This is a genomic window from Methylotuvimicrobium alcaliphilum 20Z (assembly GCF_000968535.2).
In the GTDB taxonomy this organism is placed as follows: Bacteria; Pseudomonadota; Gammaproteobacteria; order Methylococcales; family Methylomonadaceae; genus Methylotuvimicrobium; species Methylotuvimicrobium alcaliphilum.
The window spans coordinates 3,368,901-3,387,972 of the sequence record NC_016112.1; the positions used below are offsets into that span (position 1 = coordinate 3,368,901).

Here is a 19,072-nt window from a genome sequence, read left to right on the forward strand (position 1 = left end):
GCCATAATAAATGTAAAAATTGTTTCAAGTTTTTGAGTAGGTTTTCAAGCTCATTCGCCGACCGATTTCCCGAGCAGCATTGCCGACATCGTCGAGCGGCGTGTAAGTCCAGTTTTCCAGCTTTCCTCTAAAAGGCCTTGTATAGCCTTCCGATTGCATGATTTGATGAAATCGATTGAATTTATCCGAGCCGCCGTCAAGTTCTATGACATAAACCGGTTTTCCGGTCGTGCACGCTTCGGAAACCATATTGACCGAATCGGCGGTTACCAAAATTGCATCCGCCAAGCTTAGAAAACCCAAATACGGATTCTCACCGGAACCGTCCCAAATAAACGAAGGCGTATCGCTCAGCTCTTCACGCAACACGGCTTCGACTTCGGCGCCGGTGCGCCGGGAAGTCGTCAATAAAATGCCCGCTCCGGTTTCTTTTGACAATGCCGCTAGCCTAGCACCGAGCTGCCTACCAATTTGGGCCGTCATTCGATAACATTTATTGGAACCGCCCACCATTACGGCAACTAAAGGACGAGGGAGGTCGGCAAATTGCGGCGCAAAATGCTCGGCTGCAAGCTTGAGACGAGTCGGTGTAATCGTATGGAGTCCGCCGATGCTATTCAGGATATTGGGACCCGACAAGCCGTCATGTCTCGGCGTAACAATGACATCAAACTTATCGTAGGCGTAGTAAGGATCTTGTATGCGAATATTGAAGGTTTTGCCGCCACTGGCTTTTTTTATTGCCAAAGCCACGGCTACCGTGCGTCGTCCGGTCCCGATCACGACATCGGGCCAGGGCGAACTGAAGTCCGAGCTGCCCGCCCCCAAAAAGCGCAATGGCGCGAAACAAAAACGCGACGGCAAATGCCGCCAAGGCCAGGTCAAACAAATCCGCTTTTGTTCGATTTCCAAACCTAATGCTTGGGCTAAACCGAGCGATTGGTTGTCCATTCCGGGTATTCCCAATGTCAATACCCAACAAGTTTTAATCTGTGTGTTCAAATTCGTTCTTCCTAATCGGTTTAAATAAGCCGCACTAAGGATTTGGCCGTAAATAACTTCCTTATTTTAAGGAGGGTTCGGTTGCTCGATTGGCAGGTGTCGGCGGCAGGGCAGATTTTTGCTCCTCGGCAATTGCTGAGTTACATGGATGTAATGAATGCAGAAAATGCAGGAGCATTTTTCTGCCCTGCATTGCCCTAATACACGCCATCCATGGCGTAATGCAAAATCTGCATTCATGCCATCCATGGCAATCAGTCGGCGCCGTCAAGCCTACACGGACGTATTCACGGCGTCCTGCCAAGCGAGTGACCAAACCCTCAACAAGGCTCATAGTTCCAGGACGTTATTTATCACGAAATCCTAAGATCAATCTTCTTTGTCAAACAAAAGGTTCGAATTCCGTGGCGAGCCAGTATAATTAGCCTTATTAAGCAATTCCATCAATTTATTAAGTTATTGATCGCATGAATTTTGCCAACATTTGCCTTAATAAAACTCACCGCTCAATCCAAGCCTAATGATAAAAGAAGCATTCAAACCGTCATCCCCTATCGTCGTCAAGTTTCTCGCCAAAACGGAATCGCGCATGTTCATGCGACAATTCCCAGGAAATACGAATGCCTGGGGAGACTGTACCTTTAGTTTCGATCCGGACTTGGAAGATTACGATTGGTTGGTCGTCTATGACGACTTACCTAAAGTCGGCGGCGAACGTTTTTCATTACGCGAAGAAAAGCTCCGTTGTTCTAAACAAAACACGCTGCTGATAACGACCGAACCTTCGACGATCAAAGTATACGGAAGCTCCTATACCGCTCAATTCGGCCATGTATTGACCAGTCAGGAAAATTTTGCTCTTTCGCACCCCAACAGGATGTTTTCTCAACCGGCCCTGATTTGGTTTTACGGCATCGGCAAGCAAACCGAAATTCCTTATGACCGTCTCGCGGTCATGCAACCGAACAAAAGCCTCACCATTTCGACGGTCTGCTCCAGCAAACAGCAAAAACATACCCTGCATAACCAACGTTATCGATTTACTCAAGCGCTAAAAAAACGTCTGCCCGAGCTGGAAATATTCGGTCACGGCGTTCGCGATATGGATGACAAAGCCGTTGCGCTAGATGCTTATCGTTATCACATCGCCATCGAAAACTTTGTCGGCGATCATCATTGGACCGAAAAATTAGCCGATGCCTTTTTGGGCTTTACGCTGCCTTTTTACTTCGGTTGCACCAATGTCGAGGATTATTTTCCTAAAGAAAGTTTCATTTATATCGATATTTTCGATGTAGATAAATCTTACCGCATCATTAAGGACGCTATCGAAAACCACGAATACGAAAAGCGTTTACCTTTCATTCTTGAAGCCCGGCGCCGGGTTTTGGAGGACTATAATTTATTTTCGGTTCTCAGCCGGCACATCGAACGGCATCATGAACCGATAAAGTCATTAGCGCATGACAACATGATCCGCTCCCGCAAAGCGATCAATAAACAATCTTTGCTCAGCTCTATTGGCTATTTGCATGAAAAATATCGCGTCAACCGCAACCGGAAACGCAGCAATTCCCAGTTTGAGCAGTTTCTCCGATTTTAGGGTGTGGGGTATGCCTGTCGAGGAACGGCGTAAACCCATCCATGGAGGCTTGGCGGCAGCTCGAACGCCAAGGATGGCGTGAATGCAGATTTTGCAGGCGCAAAAATCTGCCCTGCTGCCGACATCCTCGCCAAGCATACCCCACACCCTTTTTGATCTCCAAATTGGGAATTGCTGCCGGAAACGGCAATTAAAGATTTCTTCTTAGAAATATGCTTGTCGCTTCGAGAAGCTAGAGCTCTCGCCGTTATATACCCATCGTAGATCAAAATCCGGCACCGGGGCGTCCGTCAAAGGACGCCGTGAATACGTCCATGTAGGCTCTATGCCAGCTCCATGCTGGCAAAGCCTTTGCCGAGCACCCCGGCGCCTCCTTAGGCACTGCCGAAATTTGAAGTGCGAAAGGTATAGATCAATTCATAATGGCTTATGTTAATTACCATGGCTTGCACAGCGTACCCTACGAAGTTAAAGTACCTTTAAAGCTTGCCATCCATGGCGGAATGACGGGCTTCCCTTAACTTAATGGCGGCACAAGCAAGCGATGACTTGAGTAACAGCACAACAATAGCATAAACCTAGGCCTTCCAAAATTGACTGATCCATGGACAAGGTCGTATCCAGCGCTTACTTTTTTTACCGCGAGGCCAAACTCCTTGTAGGGCCTCTAAAGGCTTCGGATGACCGTGAAACACTAAAATCCGGCAAGCAGGCGGTAATTTTGCCGGAATGAAAGGTTGTAATAACCGATTGGGCAAGGCATGTACTTTAAAACTGCGACACCATTCTTCAGGCCACCATTCAACCGTTTCGGTTTTAGCGACCGATTGAGTCAAAAAAACCTGTTCATTAGAAACGGTTTTGTAAATTTCTTCATAACGCAACTCGAAATCGTCAAAAATATATTGATACCGGTCGATGTCGTATCGATAAACCGATGAATTACCGATACCCTTACCCAATTGCGTCCAATTCTCGATAATGCAAAAAGCGCCCGGTTTATAGTCAAAAAACACATCGATCGAATCGGTAATCAATAGATCGATATCCAAAAATAAAATATCGCCGGATAGTTGATAAGGCGCTTCTTTTAATTGCGACGACAAAGACGATAACTTACGCCAACCGGACCAAATCACCGCATTGCCCAGTTCAATGTTAGGCAACGGCAATGCTTCTATCCCGTCGATCATACCGCTCGAGTCGTCGGTTAAACAAACGAACCGGAAATCTCCGGTAATATTGTCTTGAACGCCGCGATAAAGCTGGTTAACGAAATCGGCGCCGTATTGCGTGCCCCATTTCATACAAAGTATTGTTTTCATTTTTCTATCCTAAGCGTGGACCGGTTTGACTAAACGTCTCATGTACTACTCCCTTTATACTCAAAAATTAGCTAACTTCATGAAGGTATGGGGTGTGGCTAGCGAGGATGTCGGCAGCAGGGCAGATTTTTGCTCCATGCAAAATCTGCATTCACGCCATCCTTGGCGTTCGAGCAGCCGTCAAGCCCCCATGGAAGGGTTCACGGCGGTCCTCGATAGACACATCCCATGCCTTTTATTCTTAGACGGTTTTTCAATCAAAAGGGAGTAAGCTCGGAAATTATACCTTGTTATCGCCACCGATCCGACCTTTGCGCAACCGTTATAGACTCATCGTAGATCAAAATTCAGCGAGGCAGGTTTCTCAAAGGTCGCCGAAAACGGCCCGACAGGCCGCTATCGCCGAGCCCGGTCATTCGCACTTGTATGTCGTGCCGGCTCCCGCTGCCGCATTTCGGTGTAGTCGCGTGATCTTTGACTGTCTTTCGAACGCTCATCTCGGCTATTGAAATCTCTATCGGCTTTTCTTCTTTTGCCTCGCTCACCGGAAACTTGCTCTGACCTGAAGGCTTGACGCGAACGCCGGGCTTCCGGTCGATCGTAAGATACCCGTCTCGTTGATTCGGTTTTTGGTTTATAGTTAACCACTCTTTCCGGCCTTGATCTATTTCCTGCTTTATAATCCGGGAGGGCGGGACGAGGCGTGGCAGAACGCGCACGAACAGCCTGTCGAGGCCTTCTCTGAGGTTTATAATACGCTTTAGGAGCCGACCTGTAATTTGGCACATATTTTCCCGAATTGTGTGCCTGTCGATAATCGATCGTCTTGATGACCGTCCTTCTTGGTTGTACATAAACCGGATAAGGACGCTCGACAACATAACTGACAGACCGTCCTGTTTCCACAACCACCGGCCCGTCATACTGCCGATAAGAGCCTTGCCGGGCGCAAGCCGAAACGCTCAACAAAACCGACAAAATAAACAATCTTTTGATAAAGTTCATATCGCACCCTTCCCTATCGTCTAAATGGTGAGTCAATCATGCATCGGAATGGCTGAATGACAAATGAACTCTACTATTCGACATATATACTTCATGCGGCCACATTTTCGGTTTTCTAACGCGCTCTTTTGTCCGGTAGCGGCGTTGCGAAAACATGACCGCGCGAAGTATACTTCATGCTATTTTTTGCCTCATGAAAGCGATTCAGCTCGACAGTCTTACTCAAATCGACCGAGACCAATGGAATAGTTTGGCCAGTCCAAACTACCCTTTTTTGCGCCATGAATTTTTATCGGCTTTGGAACGCAGCCGTTCGACTAGCCCTGAAAACGGCTGGCAGCCTCGGCATTTGTTGATTTACGAACAAAACGAGCCGGTCGCATTAATGCCTTTGTACCTTAAATTTCATTCGCGAGGAGAGTACGTCTTCGACTATCAGTGGGCCGAAGCCTATCATAACCACCACTTGGCTTATTATCCGAAGTGGCTAACCGCTATCCCATTCACGCCCTGTCAAGGACCGCGTATCGCGATCAAAACCGGCGCGGACCAACGGCGCATCGTCTCATTCATTGCTTCTTACATAAAAGAAACGATCGCCGATACCGGCGCTTCTTCCTGGCATTGTCTGTTTCCCGATTTAACCTCGGCCGAACAACTTGTGTCCGAGGGCTTGAGTCTTAGAACCGGCATTCAATTCCAATGGTTTAATAAAGGCTATAGGGATTTTAACGACTATCTCGATGGATTTTCGGCCGGCAAACGCAAACAAGTCAAACGCGAACGCCGGCGCATTGCGGAACAATCCGTTCAATTTCGGCAAATTTCCGGAAAAGATATATCGGTGCAGGACTGGGAGGCTTTTTATCGCTTCTATCAAATGACTTATTTCAAGCGCGGCATGCAGCCTTATCTGAACATCGGCTTTTTTCTGGAAATCGCCGAAACGATGCCGCAAAATTTACTACTGATAGTTGCCGTCAAAGACGGCGACTATATAGGCGCAGCGCTCAGTTTTATCGGAAACGATACGCTTTACGGACGCTATTGGGGATGTCACGAGGAATACCATAGCTTGCATTTTGAAGCTTGCTACTACCAAGGACTGGACTATTGTCTGGCTAATGATCTACAGCGCTTCGATTCCGGCGCGCAAGGCGAGCATAAAATCGCCCGCGGTTTCGAGCCGGTTTACACTTATTCGGCACACTGGATCAAAAACCGGCGCTTTGCCGCTGCCATCGACGATTTTCTTGAATGGGAAACCGCTGAAATCCAAAAATACCGCTTGCAGGCCGAAAAGCATCTGCCGTTTAAGCAGCAAACCTAAGCATTAAAACGATATTCACCCAAAAAGCATGAGCCTAAATTCGGCAGTTTGACCATAAAGCTCATGAAGTATTTCAAGAGATTACCCAAATTTCCCCGCTAAACTCTCAGGTAAACAAAAGCTATATAAACGGGTGCTGATTCCAAAAAATGTCACTTATTTTTTACCATGAAGGGCTTGAAGATACAATGTTTTTAATTTAATTGAGTGACCAACCATTAACAGCCTGTGTCATCAATATTACCACTGGGTAACTATTCAGTCCCCCGGCAATTATCGTTCCCACGCTCTGCGTGGGAACGCCTGAGTACCGCTCCAGCGGTACGAGACGCTAGAGCGTCTCGGTCTTCATTCCCACGCCGGAGCGTGGGAATGATAGGGGGTGTAAATAATTACACCGCTGGAGTGCAGGCGAAGCCTACACTCCAGTCCCGCCATCGTTTTGATATTTTTTAGTCATTAACTGGTTTTAAAAACGCTGTGTGACTACATTGAATTTATTTAATGAGTTCATCCGTGATATCTGAACGGTTCATAAAGCGCTCAATACTCTTTCCTTCATTATCTTCATGCCCTTCATGGTAATAAAAACAAACTATAAACATTATGCGGCATCAGCCCCCATATAAACGCAGACCAAGTTATTGAATTAATTTCTTATTCTTCATGATCTTCATGGTAACAAACAAGCTAAAACTTTTCGAAATCCTTGAAATCGGGATCGGCGTTCGATACTCCTCCCGAAGACCGAGACGAAGTTGCTGTATTGGCTTTTGCGACAGGCCTCGATGCCGAAGGTTTATTCGGCATTGAAGCTTTTCTGACAAGAACGTTATTCGTCCCCACATTATCGACCTTGAAGAATGCCACGGCTTGCTGTAACTGTTCCGCTTGACCGCTCATTTCCTCCGCCGTCGCGGCCAATTCTTCCGAAGAGGAGGCGTTTTGTTGTGTGGCTTGATCCAACTGGCTCATCGCATCGTTGATTTGGCTGATGCCTTGCGCTTGCTCTTCCGATGATGCTGTAATTTCCTCGACCAAATCCGCCGTTTTTTGAATATTCGGCACGACGTCTTCAAGCGATTTACCGGCTTCTTCCGCGATACTCACACTCTTGGTCGCCAGCTCGTTGATTTCGAGTGCGGTCACGCGGCTATTCTCGGCCAGTTTACGCACCTCGGCAGCAACGACAGTAAAACCTTTACCGTGCTCCCCGGCTCGCGCGGCTTCGATTGCCGCGTTTAACGACAGTAAGTTGGTCTTGTAAGCAATATCCTCGATCAAACCGATTTTGCTGGCTATCTCCTTCATAGCGGAAACAGTCCGCTTGACCGCTTCACCGCCGGATGCGGCATCGCGCGCCGAAGAATTTGCCATGTCATTGGTCACCTTGGCGTTTTCGACGTTCTGCTGAACCGAGGCATTGAGTTGCTCGACCGATGCTGTAGTTTGCTCGACGCTAGAGGCCTGCTCCATCGCCGACTGGCTCAAGGTTTGGGCGGTCGCGCTAATTTCATGAGAAGCGCTGGCCAAACCATCGGCATTCAAACGTACCCCTTGCACGACCTCCTTGAATTGGCGACTCATCGATTTCAAGGCATCCGCCAAGATTCCGATTTCATCTTTTTGGTCGATATCGAGCGTCGTTGTCAAGTCACCTGCCGCCAGCGATTGCGCGAATGTAACCCCTTTAATAATCGGTTTCGTGATCAACGAGGCAAGGAATAAGGCAATCATCACGCCTAAAACAACAGCGATGATAATCGTGCCAATGATAATCATATTGGCTTCCTTGACTAAAGCATCGGCTTGGTCGCGGGCTACAGCCAATTGCGCGACACCAGCACTTTCTGCATCCTGGGCTTGTTGTATCACAGTATTTCCCAGTTCTTCCATGCGCTGCAGAATCTGCTTCAATTCGTCGTCGTTTTTGATCCAACTTTCCGCCGCTTGCCGGTATTCTGTCGTCGCGCGGCGAGCATCCTCGATCAAGCGCAATTCTGCTTGCGCAGTGGTGATTTGCTGCAAATCGTCATACAAGCGCATCAATTGCGGCAACAATATCGTCATTTGATTCCAAGCTTTTCGATCCTTGTAATTCACCTCTTCTTTTTCAAAGCGAATGATTTGGTTGGCCACTATCCGAATATTTGTGGTTAGAATATAGCGTTGCACGTATTGATCCAGAGTTCTGGCATCGGCGCCCCGGCCCATCGCATCGGTATAGGCATTGCGTTGCATATCCATGAATTGGGCAGCGGCATTGATGACGATTTCGCCCCGATCAACCATCTGGCGTACAGCGTCTCGATTATTTTTCAGCGCCGCCACCCCTCTTCGATATTCCTCGGCATAGCGGATCGTATCCCGGCGAGCGACTTGGGATTGCTCCAGTAAACCCGTATTATTGAATTGTTTGGCGACTTCATCCACTTTATCCAGATAGCCGAACAATTGCTTCACATTGTCTTCGGCGCGTTGATGAATCTCGTCCCGCTCGAACAATAAATAATTTTTTTCTTCCATGATCGTCAATAGAGCCATTCGTTCGACACCGGTCGCATATTCAACCGCTTTGGCATCATGGTCGGTTATACCGAACAATGCCCCGGAAACACGACCCATATATACCTGAGCCAAGCCTCCGAAAACGACCGTTATCGCCACTAACAACATGGCACCGCTTAGGATTTTTGTTTTTACTTTTAGATCATTGATAGCCATGAGATGAGTCCCTATTCGTGAAAGTTATGCCAATTCCGAGGTATCGGTTTGCGAAGCGCTGTTTTGCGACTTAACGACATGCTGTAATTGCGACAGCTCGTCGATTGAGAGAATCCGGTTGATGGCCAGCAAGATAATAAAATTATCGTCCACCCGGCCCATCGCCTGGATAAATTCGGTTCTAATATCGGCGCCGAAATCGGGAGGCGGCTGAATATTGGCTTGCGGAATATCGAGAATTTCATTGACCTGATCGACCAACATGCCGATGACTTGGGATTCGCCATGCGTCTCGACCTCGACCAAAACAATACAGCTGCGCTTCGTAATTTCACTCGGATGACGATCCAAACGCGCAGATAAATCGATCACCGGCACGACATTACCGCGCAAATTGATCACGCCTCTAATGTAATCGGGCGTCATTGGCACGCGGGTAATATTGCTGATTTCAATAATCTCCTTGACGTCCAGAATGCCGATCGCAAAATTGTCCTTACCGACCAAAAAAGTCAAATATTGTTGAAATTGATCGGCCGACCCCGCCGCTAACTCCTGACCGCTTTTTCCCTTGACGACTAAATTACTCATAAATCAGCTCCTTTACTGATGATACACCTTTCGCACTTCAAATTTCGGCAGTTCCCGAGAAGGCACCGGGGTGTTCGACAAAGGCTTTGCCAGCATGGAGCTGGCATAGAGCCTACATAGACGTATTCACGGCGTCCTTTGACGGCAGCAGGGCAGATTTTTGCTCCTCGGCAATTGCTCCTGCATTGCCCTACTACACGCCATCCTTGGCGTTCGAGCTGCCGCCAAGCCCCCATGGATGGGTTTACGGCGTTCCTCGACAGGCATACCCCACACCCTAAAATCGGCGAAACTGCTCAAACTGGGAATTGCTGCTTTGACGGACACCCCGGTGCCGAATTTTGATCTACGATGGGTATACATTGGCGGGGCATTCCTCAACCGGCTAAACCGATCGACGCACGACTCTTATCTCTTGTCGCGAACTGCACCAAGCCTTGCACGTCCAAAATCAATGCCACATCGCCGCTACCCAGCACCGTCGCGCCGCTGATGCCTTTTAATTGTTCGAAGACCTTACCTAGCGGTTTGATGACCGTTTGATGCTCGCCGTGCAGCTTATCGACCACGAATCCGACTTTAGTCTGGCCGAAACGCACCACGACCATGCTTTCCCGGTGAATATTGCTATGCTGTTTGCGATTATTGAAATAATCGCCAAGCCTTAAATAAGGCATCACTTCGCCTCGCAAATTGACATAATGCTGAATCTCGTCGACTTCGCATTCTTCGGGGCTCATTTCAACGCACTCCTCGACCATGCTAAGCGGGATGATGTAGCATTCTTGTTCGGCTTCAACCATGAAACCGTCGATAATCGCCAAGGTCAACGGCAAATGAATCGTGACCGTCGTACCCTGACCCGGCTCACTATCAAGACTCACTGAGCCTCTTAGCGCTTCGATGTTGCGGCGCACGACATCCATGCCGACGCCGCGTCCCGATAAATTACTCGCCTCATCCTTCGTGCTCAAACCCGCCTCGAAAATCAAGTCAAAAACTTCTTGCTTGGTCAATACTTGATCTGGCGTTATCAAGCCGTTGGCAATGGCCTTAGTTCTAATTTTTTCGTCATTCAATCCGGCGCCGTCATCGGCGATTTGAATGACGATATGTCCCGAATCGTGATAGGCATTGAGATGCACGGTGCCTTGTTCGGGCTTGCCGGCCGCCCTACGCTGTTCCGGCATTTCGATGCCGTGATCGAGTGAATTGCGAATCAAGTGAGTCAACGGATCGTTGATCTTCTCAACTACAGTTTTATCGAGTTCAGTTTCGCCGCCGGTAATTTTGAGCTCAATCTGCTTATTCAGCTCGTTGCTGACATCGCGAACCACGCGCCGAAATCGTGAGAACGTTTCGCCGATCGCGACCATTCTGAGTTCGAGCGCGGTATCGCGAATTTCGCTAACCAGATCGTTCATACTGACCGCGACCTCTTCGACATCGCTCAAGCCGTGCCGATCGACCATCATGCGCATCGCCGCGCCGGAAATCACCAATTCGCCAACCAAGTTGATCAATTTACCGAGCTTTTCCGAATCGACTCGAATATAGTTGGCTTCGGCCGCTATTTTTTGTTTGACACTTTGCTGTTTTTTGAGTGCTTGTTCGACAACCGGCTGCTCTGCCGATTGCTGCTCGACCAGAATCTCGCCAATCGGTTTCGCTTGTTCCGGCGATTCGGCTTTATCTTCGCTTTGCCGCTGTAAAGCTTTGGCGACTTCCTTCGGTGTCAATGCGCCGATGTTTATCAACATTTCTCCCAAGCGTTCGACCTGGGCGCCGTCTTCGTCGGACGGTTCGGCCAACAGATCTAGGTAATGCTCAATTTGCGAATGTGGCGGGATGATTCTAATTTCGCAGTCGTCCTCGGCAAACTCGAAAACGCTTTCGATGCCTTGTTTATCGGTGTTACCTCGAAATACGATTTTAAAATGCAGATAACAGCTCTCCGGATCCATAGTCTCGCCGATCGGTAAATCCGGTGCCGAAGTCAAGATATCGACGATGTCTCCTAGCGTTTTCAAGTACCGAATAAAGGATAACGGATCCATGCCATTACGCAGAGCATCGGGTCCGAACTCCAGAAGAATCACCCAATTGTTTCCATTCGTATCGTCCTCGGTTTCTGACGATTCGGAACTCCCTCGCTTCGAGTCCGCTTCAACCGGCATGCTTTCTTGCTTTGTCGTAGCGCCCCCTAATTGCTTGATTAAAGACTCGCCCGTCAGCTTCAATTCTTGCGGTAATTCTTGTTCCGCCTCCGTTAAACAATGCTCGATCAGTTTGGATGTATGATCCTTACAATTCAGTAAAGTCGAGATCAATGCGCCGTCAATCTCGCGTTGGCCTCGCCTGACTTGGTCCAGGACCGTTTCGGCTTCGTGAGCGAATGCGACGATAGAATCGAATCCGAACAAGCCCGAGCTGCCCTTGATTGTATGCATCGCCCTGAAAACGCTATTGATGCTTTCGCTATCGTCCGGGTTATCTTCCAGGCCAAGTAACGCCAATTCCATTTCGGCCAGCAGTTCCTCGGCCTCTTGTACGAAAGTCTGTATTGCCGCGTCTAATTCGCTCATGATGCGTTCCAATTCGCCGAAATAACCACCGGATCGCCGAAGTGCCCCGTCAAATTCAACAACTCCAACACTTCGACAACTGCCTGACTATGCCTAACCAGACTCAATTTAATATCATTACGGCCCGCTTCCTGCTTGAGCCATAACAAAAGCTGCAAGCCTGCGCTGTCCATTTCGGAAACGCCGGCCAAGTTAATCTGCAGCTCGCGTCCCGAATGTAAGTATTGCGAGAGCTGGGCTTTTTGTTCGCTCGCGGTATAGATAGTCATATCGTCTTGTATCGCGATAATTGTTATACCGTTTTTTTCGCTGACTTCTATGGCCAAAGGCTTGCTCCCGGTAACTGACGGTGAAAAGCGGACATTTGTACTGCAATAAATACACCCATCGTAGATCAAAATTCGGTACCGGGGTGTTCGGTCGATTTTGCAGTACAAAATACATTAAATTTAGCAGACATTCAGCGACTTAACAAACCCATTATCTAACGCCCCCCGTCGCAGACCAGAAGGAGTGCAGCTTAACGTTGAGTAAAGTCTGTCGATAACGCTAAGGCAAGCTGTTCTGCTAGTATTCGATCGCCGAACAACTGGACCTTAAAAGGCTACTCCCTTTTAATTGAAAAACCGTCTGAGAATAAAAGGTATGGGATGTGCCTATCGAGGAGCAAAAATCTGCCCTGCTGCCGACATCCTCGCTAGCCACAACCCATACCTTCATAAAGTTATACCCGTCATAGATCAAAGACAAAAGGTTGTTTCATAATATATACTCATCGTAGATGAAAATCGGCCTTGGGGTGCCCATCAAAGGACGTTGTAAACCCAGCACCTAAATTCCATAGGTCTTTGGCAATGATTCAAAATCATGGCTTATTTAGGTGCTGGATGAATTACCCAAAATAGTTAACCATGGCCAATGGGCTATGGAATTTAGGTGCTGGGTAAATACGTCCATGTAGGCTCTATGCCAGCTCCATACTGGCAAAGCCTTTACCGCGCACTCCGATGCCTCCTCCAGCACTGCCGAAATTTGAAGTGCGAACGTTATATAAACGATATCATACAGAAAAAATCACTTCGGTCTTAACACATGAATTCCCCCCCCCTCGAAACTCGATTGATCCCTTTACTCCTCAACAGCCGAGCATACCCTCATGCAACCGATACTATTGAATTGTTGGAAACACATATCTCCTGGATTCTACTAACCGGCGAATTCGCTTATAAAATTAAAAAACCGGTCGATTTCGGATTTCTGGATTTTTCGACCCTCGAAAAACGCCGCTTTTGTTGCCTTGAGGAATTACGGCTCAACCGCCGTTTTTCGTCATCGCTTTATCTGGACGTCGTTCCGATAACGGGGAACTCCGAAAAACCCGAGATGGGCGGGGCAGGAATGGCAACCGAATATGCTGTAAAAATGCAGCAATTCGATCAGCAAGGCCTCATGAGTATCCGCGCCGAAAACGGCCTGCTTTCAACCGACGATATCGACGGCATCGCCTCAATCGTCAGCCGATTTCATAACGACACCGACACGGCAAACCAAGAATCGCCTTTTGGCGAGCCGGACGATATCAAACATTGGAGTGAAGAAAACTTTCAGCACATCGAACCGTTGTTAGACGACGCATCGGAAATTCGCCGACTGAAAAGCCTGCACACCTGGACCCGGAACGAATGGCAACAGAAGGCCGAACTCATGCAGCAACGTAAACGCCAAGGCTTTATCCGGGAGTGTCACGGCGACTTGCACTTGGGCAATATCGCGTTGATCGACGACCAAGTGACTCCGTTTGATTGTATTGAATTCAACCCGATGCTGCGCTGGATCGATGTCGCCAGCGAAATGGCCTTCATCTTCATGGACTTGATTCACCGCCAATTCGAAGCATTGGCATGGCGACTGCTCAACCGTTATCTGCATCAAACCGGCGATTATCAAGGCTTAGCCTTACTGCGCTATTATTTGGTTTACCGAGCCTTGGTACGCGGCAAGGTAGCATTGTTGAGAATGCAACAAGACTCCGACCCAAGTAACCGCAATAGCATAAAGGCAGAATACCAAGCCTATGCCGATTTAGCCGAGCGCCATATTCAAACGCCACGACCAATGTTATTGATCACACATGGCTTCTCGGGGTCAGGCAAATCCTTTTTTGCCGAAAAACTGGCCGAACAACTCGGAGCAATCCATCTCCGCTCGGATATCGAACGCAAACGCCTTTATGGTTTCGCTCCTCAAGAATCAACGAATTCCGAGGCGGGAGGCGGCATTTATAACACTGAAGCAGGCGAGATTACCTACCGGCATTTGGCTGATACGACTCACGCCATACTGAATGAAGGGTTCAGCGTGATCGTCGACGCCACCTTTCTTAAACAAACCCAACGCGCGGAATTTATTGCATTGACCGAAAAAACCGACGCATTGCTACTCATCTTGGATTTTAAAGCTAGCCAAAAAACCTTGATCGAGCGTATCGACTCTAGGCAAAAACGAGGCACCGATCCCTCCGAGGCCACACCCGACATCTTACAACGACAGATAGACTCGGACGAACCTTTAACGGAACCGGAACAAAACATGACCATAACGGTCGACACCGAAAACGAATCGGCTTTTGAGGATTTATTCGCGGCGATAAAGACTTTAGGAATTGGTCATAAGGAGATTTGATCGTAAATAACGTCCCTATTTAAGGAGGGTTCGGCTGCTCGATTGACAGGTGTCGGCGACTGGAAAGGGTATCTTGCATCATTCCGTATATTGCCGAGTCCTTGATTTATAATCGGTCAACGATTTGAAATGCGCGTCGCGATCTTCCCGGTTCTTAGGTTTTAAAGTATTGTCTCTGACAGGCTGTTTCGGCAGTTCACGGCTCTCTTCAGCTTTGTCGACAATCGCTCGATGGCTTGCCGCCTTGTCGAAGACTTCCGTTTTCGGGATATTGGAAGGCGAGCTCAACGCTAAAAACAGCCCGAAAGCCCATATGGTCAATGCCGCACAAAGCAAAAACAGCCTATTTTTTTTCAGCGTAGCCTTGTTCAACTTTTTGACGATCAGTCCGCCTCGCACCAGCGGCTCGATCATCAATGCGGCACAGAGCATGAAAAAGCCAATGATCAGATAAGGAAAAAACGAAAGTAAAACATTGAACAGATAAGTACTCATGCCGTATCGGCGGAAATCCGAACCGGCCCGAATCCGGCTGGTTTTCCGCTCCTCCCTAGAACCCTTTGATAAAAGTAGCCGAACATAACCGCAATCAATGCTTTCCCAGCATGACACCGCCGGCGATTGTGCCGAGCATTTCCATCGGAATAAAGACTTTGTTATTCGATTCGCTCATTTTATCGAGCACATTCAGAGAACGGTAGCGGATGTATTCGTTCGTGACCGACTGAGCTAGGATCTTGTTGACTTCGGCCTCGGCCTCGGCTTTTTCGACGTCGATAGCGCGTTGCATGCGTTGCTCTTGAAGCTTGCGCTCTAATTGCACTTTGCTGATTTCCAATTGCGCTTCTTCCTGCTGAATCATTTCGCGCCGTTCTGCTGCATTTTCCTGCGCCTTAACAATGATTTCCGGATACCTTATGTCCGCCAACCCGACATAGCGCACTAAAAACGGCGTTCTTTCGCCGATGCTCTTCGATAACTTAGCGCTCAATTCGGAATTGATCGCTTCCCGAGAGGAACTGATTTCGGCAATCGTATAATTCGACAAAAACTCTCTAGCTTCCGACCGGATAATCTGCTGCGCATAGGTCTGGTAAACCTTATCGAGAGGAATGCTTTCAACATCCCCAACTTGCTCCGGCGCTATTTTGGAAAACAATTCATCATACTGTTCCGGCTTAACAGCCAGCGTCATCCGCAAATCAAACGCCATATTCAACTTGTCTTTCGGCATGAACAACTGCATTTGCTCGGCTTTGGCTATGTCCGAAACATTCATGACGACCAACTTGTCGCAATAGGCCCAACAAGGCTCTAGCCTAAACTTCGAGGTATTGACAATGCCTTCCTTGAAGCCGTATTGAGTCATGATCTTCCCGACATGAGCAGACGGCACTTCAACCTTACTGCCGCAACCCGCCAGGACCGAAGAAGTTAGAATACAAACAACCAGAAGTTTTCGCTGAATCATAATTTTCTCGCACTAAATACAAATGGACTCGGAAATCTTATAACCTCGAACCTGATTAGCAAGATGCTTCAGCTTGCTGAAGCCAATTGTCCGAACAGTGGCCAGTCGTAGCCACTTCTGCGGGACGGGTTATTTAACCCGTCCCCAACGTTTCGGTTTGCCCTAAACATTTCGGCTAACTTCGGCCAAAGTCAAAACGTTTAGGACGGGGTTGTAAACCCCGTCCTGCTAGGGATATGCTGGTTTTTGGCCTTTAGCTGAAGAAACTTGCTAATCAGGACCTCGAATATAGACGACCGGGAAAAATTTGCCTTATTTACTCCCTTTATACTCAAAAAATGGTTAACTTTATGAAGGTATGGGTTGTGGCTAGCGCGAATGTCGGCATCGGGGTGCCCGTCAAAGGACGCCGTGAATACGTCCATGTAGGCTCTATGACAGCATCCATGCTGCCAAAGCCTTTGCCGAACACCCCGACGCCTCCGTACGCTAATACCGAAGTTTGAAGTGCGATAGGTATATTCTTAGACGGTTTTTCAATCAAAAGGGAGTAAGTTCGGCTTTTTCGAATGCAACCAACGATACCCTTATTAGATTCTACGAACAGTCCGCCTGAGATTCCGCCAACAAAATAAATGTAATATTATCATCGGCCGCATTCGCCAACGCTTCTGCCAGAAGTTGCTCGGTCTTATTATCCAAGCTCCCATCCCCTGCGAGTATGGTCGCGATTGTTGAATCGGGCACTTGACCGGTCAATCCGTCGCTGCAAAGTAATACAATATCCCTCTTATCGCGTATTTCCTCGACCACATCCACTTGCACAACTTCTTTGTCGGAACTGCCGATCGCTTGTGTGATAACGTTTTTATAGGGGTGGGTCTTGGCGCTTTCTTCATCGATTAAGCCTTGATCCATCAGCATTTGTACATAGCTATGATCCTTGGTCAATTGCCTTAATCCATTATTCCGCCAGAGATAGGCGCGACTATCACCGACCCAGGCAATTTGATAACGCCCCTCTTCAATTTGTATCGCGACCAAGGTCATCCCCATCCCCTGGGCTTCTGGATCTTTGAAAGCTTGCTCCTTGATTTTGAGATGCGCGCGTTGAATAGCTTCGATCAATTTTGCTCCGGAAGCCAGCTCGCGATGCAAGGTCATTAACCCGACCGCACTGGCAACTTCTCCGCAATTATGTCCGCCCATGCCATCTGCAACGGCCCAAATACCCATTTCAGGCAGCATTAAAAAACTATCTTCGTTATTGCTTCTAACTTTACCCGGATGAGTAAAACAACTGAATTGAATACTCGGCCTATCGGACTTTTCGGCTTGATTATGAGTAAATCGTTTAAATAGATCGAATTTCATGCCCGTTCCTATTCGGATAATAATCGCTTTATCCGAAAAAACTCTGCGGAACTTGAAAAATTATCATTGATTCCCGGCTCCAATCGCTTAGATAGCTTATTTAGACGAGCTTGATGCTGCTGTTCGTCGCCTTTTACCGGCAAGCGATCAATGATATTCAGCAGAACGTCAGGCGGAAAACCGGCGGCCTGCAAGATATCCAATGCGATCGCATCCGCTTCGATTTCCCTATCGATATCGATGATCTGCACCAGCGTGCCTATTTGCCTATGCTTTTTACCAGATAAGCCTGGCCGGAGACAAAAATGACCGGCTAATTGATGCCCCATTTCATGAGCCAATATCGCCGCGAGTTCGGCTTCGTTATTGACGAAATGAAAACTGCCTTCGGTGATATAAGTGCGCCCGTCCCCAATCGAAAATGCGTTGACCGAGCTATCCCTGACTGTGAAAAAACGCCATCCCGAAGCCGGCCAATCGATTGGCGTGAACCACTTTAACCAAGGCCCGCTTCGGGGAAGAAGACGCTCTCCGAGAGTTTGCAAATATCGGTTGACGATGTCCTGGCTCGGCCGTAACGGCCATTCCTGTTCTATACGAAAGGCGGCATTCGCGGAATGCTGCTGTTCGCCGGAGCAATTTGCCCAAGCCGACCTCGAGATCGCACTGCCACCTATCAGCAAATAAAAAAATACCCTTGCAATCGTCCTTGGCACGCTTCTTTTGATTAACCGCAAGCGAAGCATTAGCGCTTATTGAACGATAAATACGGCCTGATTGATATCGCTGCTGGTGCCGGCTTGCACTTTGGTTTCGACGACATAAGTACCGGCCGATGCATTCTTAGGTATCGGAATCGTCGCATTGACGGCATAACCGCCGGCGGAACGCTGCACATTTTGAGGCGGGGCCTCGAAAATCACCTTCCCGTCCTTTTTTAAGGTCCAGGTTTCCTCGACCGAGGCTATGCTTTGATTTTGCGGTACCGATAATGAATAATCGCTGGCAACCATGACTTGTTGCCCTGGAGCAACGGTATCCGGCGAAGCCGTGCCTTTATTCAAACGGACCAGCACGGTATTGGCGGCAGGCGTAAACCCGTATAGCGATTGGTCCTCGGCAGGACTGCGCACCTGCTGTGAGCTGTATTGCGCCAATTTGACGGCGCCCCAACCGAGTGCGGCGCCGCCGGCCGCCGCCGCTAAACCGTAGCCGACATTACCGGTCAATAGACCGGTCGTCAAACCGGCGGCCACCGCGCCCAATCCCGCACCAATGGCTTGTTGATTTTCGGGAGTAGTCGCACATCCGGTGATCAGGCTGACGCATACAACCGCACTTAGGGCTGTTTTAGGAAATGCATGATTCATGATGAAATCC

Annotated in this window: 15 protein-coding genes; 3 read left to right on the forward strand and 12 right to left on the reverse strand. The window is 48.4% G+C overall.

The genetic code is table 11. From position 1 onward, the window contains the following. Positions 1 to 24: 24 nt before the first annotated feature. Positions 25 to 1,002: a mitochondrial fission ELM1 family protein gene (locus tag MEALZ_RS14295; protein WP_014149364.1), complete on the reverse strand. Its 978-nt coding sequence runs from the start codon at positions 1,000 to 1,002 to the stop codon at positions 25 to 27. Between the two features lie 520 nt (positions 1,003 to 1,522). Between MEALZ_RS14295 and MEALZ_RS14300 the strand changes: the two genes are divergently transcribed. Beyond that, positions 1,523 to 2,605, forward strand: coding sequence for a glycosyltransferase family 10 domain-containing protein (locus MEALZ_RS14300; RefSeq protein ID WP_014149365.1), 1,083 nt, complete (start codon positions 1,523 to 1,525; stop codon positions 2,603 to 2,605). 578 nt (positions 2,606 to 3,183) lie between these two features. Here MEALZ_RS14300 and MEALZ_RS14305 read toward each other — a convergent pair. Then, entirely contained in the window at positions 3,184 to 3,930 is a 747-nt protein-coding gene (locus MEALZ_RS14305) for a hypothetical protein (protein ID WP_014149366.1), read from the reverse strand. A gap of 396 nt (positions 3,931 to 4,326) precedes the next feature. Beyond that, the gene (locus MEALZ_RS14310) at positions 4,327 to 4,935 is read right to left on the reverse strand and encodes a hypothetical protein (RefSeq protein WP_162472969.1); all 609 of its coding nucleotides are present in this window, start codon (positions 4,933 to 4,935) and stop codon (positions 4,327 to 4,329) included. Between the two features lie 193 nt (positions 4,936 to 5,128). On the opposite strand from MEALZ_RS14310, the gene MEALZ_RS14315 reads away from it, so the two are divergent. Then, the gene (locus MEALZ_RS14315; RefSeq protein ID WP_014149368.1) at positions 5,129 to 6,265 is read left to right on the forward strand and encodes a GNAT family N-acetyltransferase; all 1,137 of its coding nucleotides are present in this window, start codon (positions 5,129 to 5,131) and stop codon (positions 6,263 to 6,265) included. 690 nt (positions 6,266 to 6,955) lie between these two features. Here MEALZ_RS14315 and MEALZ_RS14320 read toward each other — a convergent pair. The 4 genes from MEALZ_RS14320 to MEALZ_RS14335 all read right to left on the reverse strand — a co-directional run bounded on the left by MEALZ_RS14320 (position 6,956) and on the right by MEALZ_RS14335 (position 12,491). Continuing rightward, positions 6,956 to 8,989: a methyl-accepting chemotaxis protein gene (locus tag MEALZ_RS14320; protein WP_014149369.1), complete on the reverse strand. Its 2,034-nt coding sequence runs from the start codon at positions 8,987 to 8,989 to the stop codon at positions 6,956 to 6,958. A 24-nt stretch (positions 8,990 to 9,013) separates the two neighbouring features. Continuing rightward, complete coding sequence (locus tag MEALZ_RS14325) at positions 9,014 to 9,580, reverse strand: chemotaxis protein CheW (RefSeq protein ID WP_014149370.1); 567 nt, start codon at positions 9,578 to 9,580, stop codon at positions 9,014 to 9,016. A gap of 377 nt (positions 9,581 to 9,957) precedes the next feature. Beyond that, on the reverse strand, positions 9,958 to 12,165 hold the full coding sequence (locus MEALZ_RS14330; RefSeq protein ID WP_014149371.1) for a chemotaxis protein CheA: 2,208 nt from the start codon (positions 12,163 to 12,165) through the stop codon (positions 9,958 to 9,960). Next, positions 12,162 to 12,491, reverse strand: a complete 330-nt coding sequence (locus tag MEALZ_RS14335) for an STAS domain-containing protein (RefSeq protein ID WP_014149372.1) — start codon at positions 12,489 to 12,491, stop codon at positions 12,162 to 12,164. Before MEALZ_RS14335 ends, MEALZ_RS14330 begins: the two co-directional genes overlap by 4 nt. Before the next feature lie 766 nt (positions 12,492 to 13,257). On the opposite strand from MEALZ_RS14335, the gene MEALZ_RS14340 reads away from it, so the two are divergent. Then, positions 13,258 to 14,847, forward strand: coding sequence for a bifunctional aminoglycoside phosphotransferase/ATP-binding protein (locus tag MEALZ_RS14340; protein ID WP_014149373.1), 1,590 nt, complete (start codon positions 13,258 to 13,260; stop codon positions 14,845 to 14,847). A 78-nt stretch (positions 14,848 to 14,925) separates the two neighbouring features. Here MEALZ_RS14340 and MEALZ_RS14345 read toward each other — a convergent pair whose 3' ends face one another. The 5 genes from MEALZ_RS14345 to MEALZ_RS14370 all read right to left on the reverse strand — a co-directional run bounded on the left by MEALZ_RS14345 (position 14,926) and on the right by MEALZ_RS14370 (position 19,062). Next, positions 14,926 to 15,342 carry a hypothetical protein gene (locus tag MEALZ_RS14345; RefSeq protein ID WP_014149374.1) on the reverse strand — a complete coding sequence of 139 codons (417 nt, stop codon included), beginning with the start codon at positions 15,340 to 15,342 and terminating at the stop codon, positions 14,926 to 14,928. Between the two features lie 94 nt (positions 15,343 to 15,436). Then, positions 15,437 to 16,318, reverse strand: coding sequence for an SPFH domain-containing protein (locus MEALZ_RS14350; RefSeq protein WP_014149375.1), 882 nt, complete (start codon positions 16,316 to 16,318; stop codon positions 15,437 to 15,439). Positions 16,319 to 16,915: 597 nt separating this feature from the next. Beyond that, positions 16,916 to 17,692, reverse strand: a complete 777-nt coding sequence (locus MEALZ_RS14360) for a PP2C family protein-serine/threonine phosphatase (RefSeq protein WP_014149377.1) — start codon at positions 17,690 to 17,692, stop codon at positions 16,916 to 16,918. 8 nt (positions 17,693 to 17,700) lie between these two features. After that, positions 17,701 to 18,408 (reverse strand): M48 family metallopeptidase, encoded by a 708-nt coding sequence (locus MEALZ_RS14365; protein WP_162472970.1) that lies wholly within the window; start codon positions 18,406 to 18,408, stop codon positions 17,701 to 17,703. A 36-nt stretch (positions 18,409 to 18,444) separates the two neighbouring features. Further along, a complete protein-coding gene (locus tag MEALZ_RS14370; protein ID WP_014149379.1) occupies positions 18,445 to 19,062 on the reverse strand; it encodes a hypothetical protein in 618 nt (205 codons plus the stop codon). Positions 19,063 to 19,072 lie beyond the last annotated feature (10 nt).

What these genes read in the sequence shown, in the direction of transcription:
- MEALZ_RS14340 (WP_014149373.1), top strand. Translation starts at nt 13,258, where the DNA reads ATGAATTCCCCCCCCCTCGAAACTCGATTGATCCCTTTACTCCTCAAC.
- MEALZ_RS14370 (WP_014149379.1), bottom strand. Translation starts at nt 19,062, where the DNA reads ATGAATCATGCATTTCCTAAAACAGCCCTAAGTGCGGTTGTATGCGTC.
- MEALZ_RS14320 (WP_014149369.1), bottom strand. Translation starts at nt 8,989, where the DNA reads ATGGCTATCAATGATCTAAAAGTAAAAACAAAAATCCTAAGCGGTGCC.
- MEALZ_RS14325 (WP_014149370.1), bottom strand. Translation starts at nt 9,580, where the DNA reads ATGAGTAATTTAGTCGTCAAGGGAAAAAGCGGTCAGGAGTTAGCGGCG.
- MEALZ_RS14345 (WP_014149374.1), bottom strand. Translation starts at nt 15,342, where the DNA reads ATGAGTACTTATCTGTTCAATGTTTTACTTTCGTTTTTTCCTTATCTG.
- MEALZ_RS14310 (WP_162472969.1), bottom strand. Translation starts at nt 4,935, where the DNA reads ATGAACTTTATCAAAAGATTGTTTATTTTGTCGGTTTTGTTGAGCGTT.
- MEALZ_RS14300 (WP_014149365.1), top strand. Translation starts at nt 1,523, where the DNA reads ATGATAAAAGAAGCATTCAAACCGTCATCCCCTATCGTCGTCAAGTTT.
- MEALZ_RS14330 (WP_014149371.1), bottom strand. Translation starts at nt 12,165, where the DNA reads ATGAGCGAATTAGACGCGGCAATACAGACTTTCGTACAAGAGGCCGAG.
- MEALZ_RS14315 (WP_014149368.1), top strand. Translation starts at nt 5,129, where the DNA reads ATGAAAGCGATTCAGCTCGACAGTCTTACTCAAATCGACCGAGACCAA.
- MEALZ_RS14305 (WP_014149366.1), bottom strand. Translation starts at nt 3,930, where the DNA reads ATGAAAACAATACTTTGTATGAAATGGGGCACGCAATACGGCGCCGAT.
- MEALZ_RS14360 (WP_014149377.1), bottom strand. Translation starts at nt 17,692, where the DNA reads ATGAAATTCGATCTATTTAAACGATTTACTCATAATCAAGCCGAAAAG.
- MEALZ_RS14350 (WP_014149375.1), bottom strand. Translation starts at nt 16,318, where the DNA reads ATGATTCAGCGAAAACTTCTGGTTGTTTGTATTCTAACTTCTTCGGTC.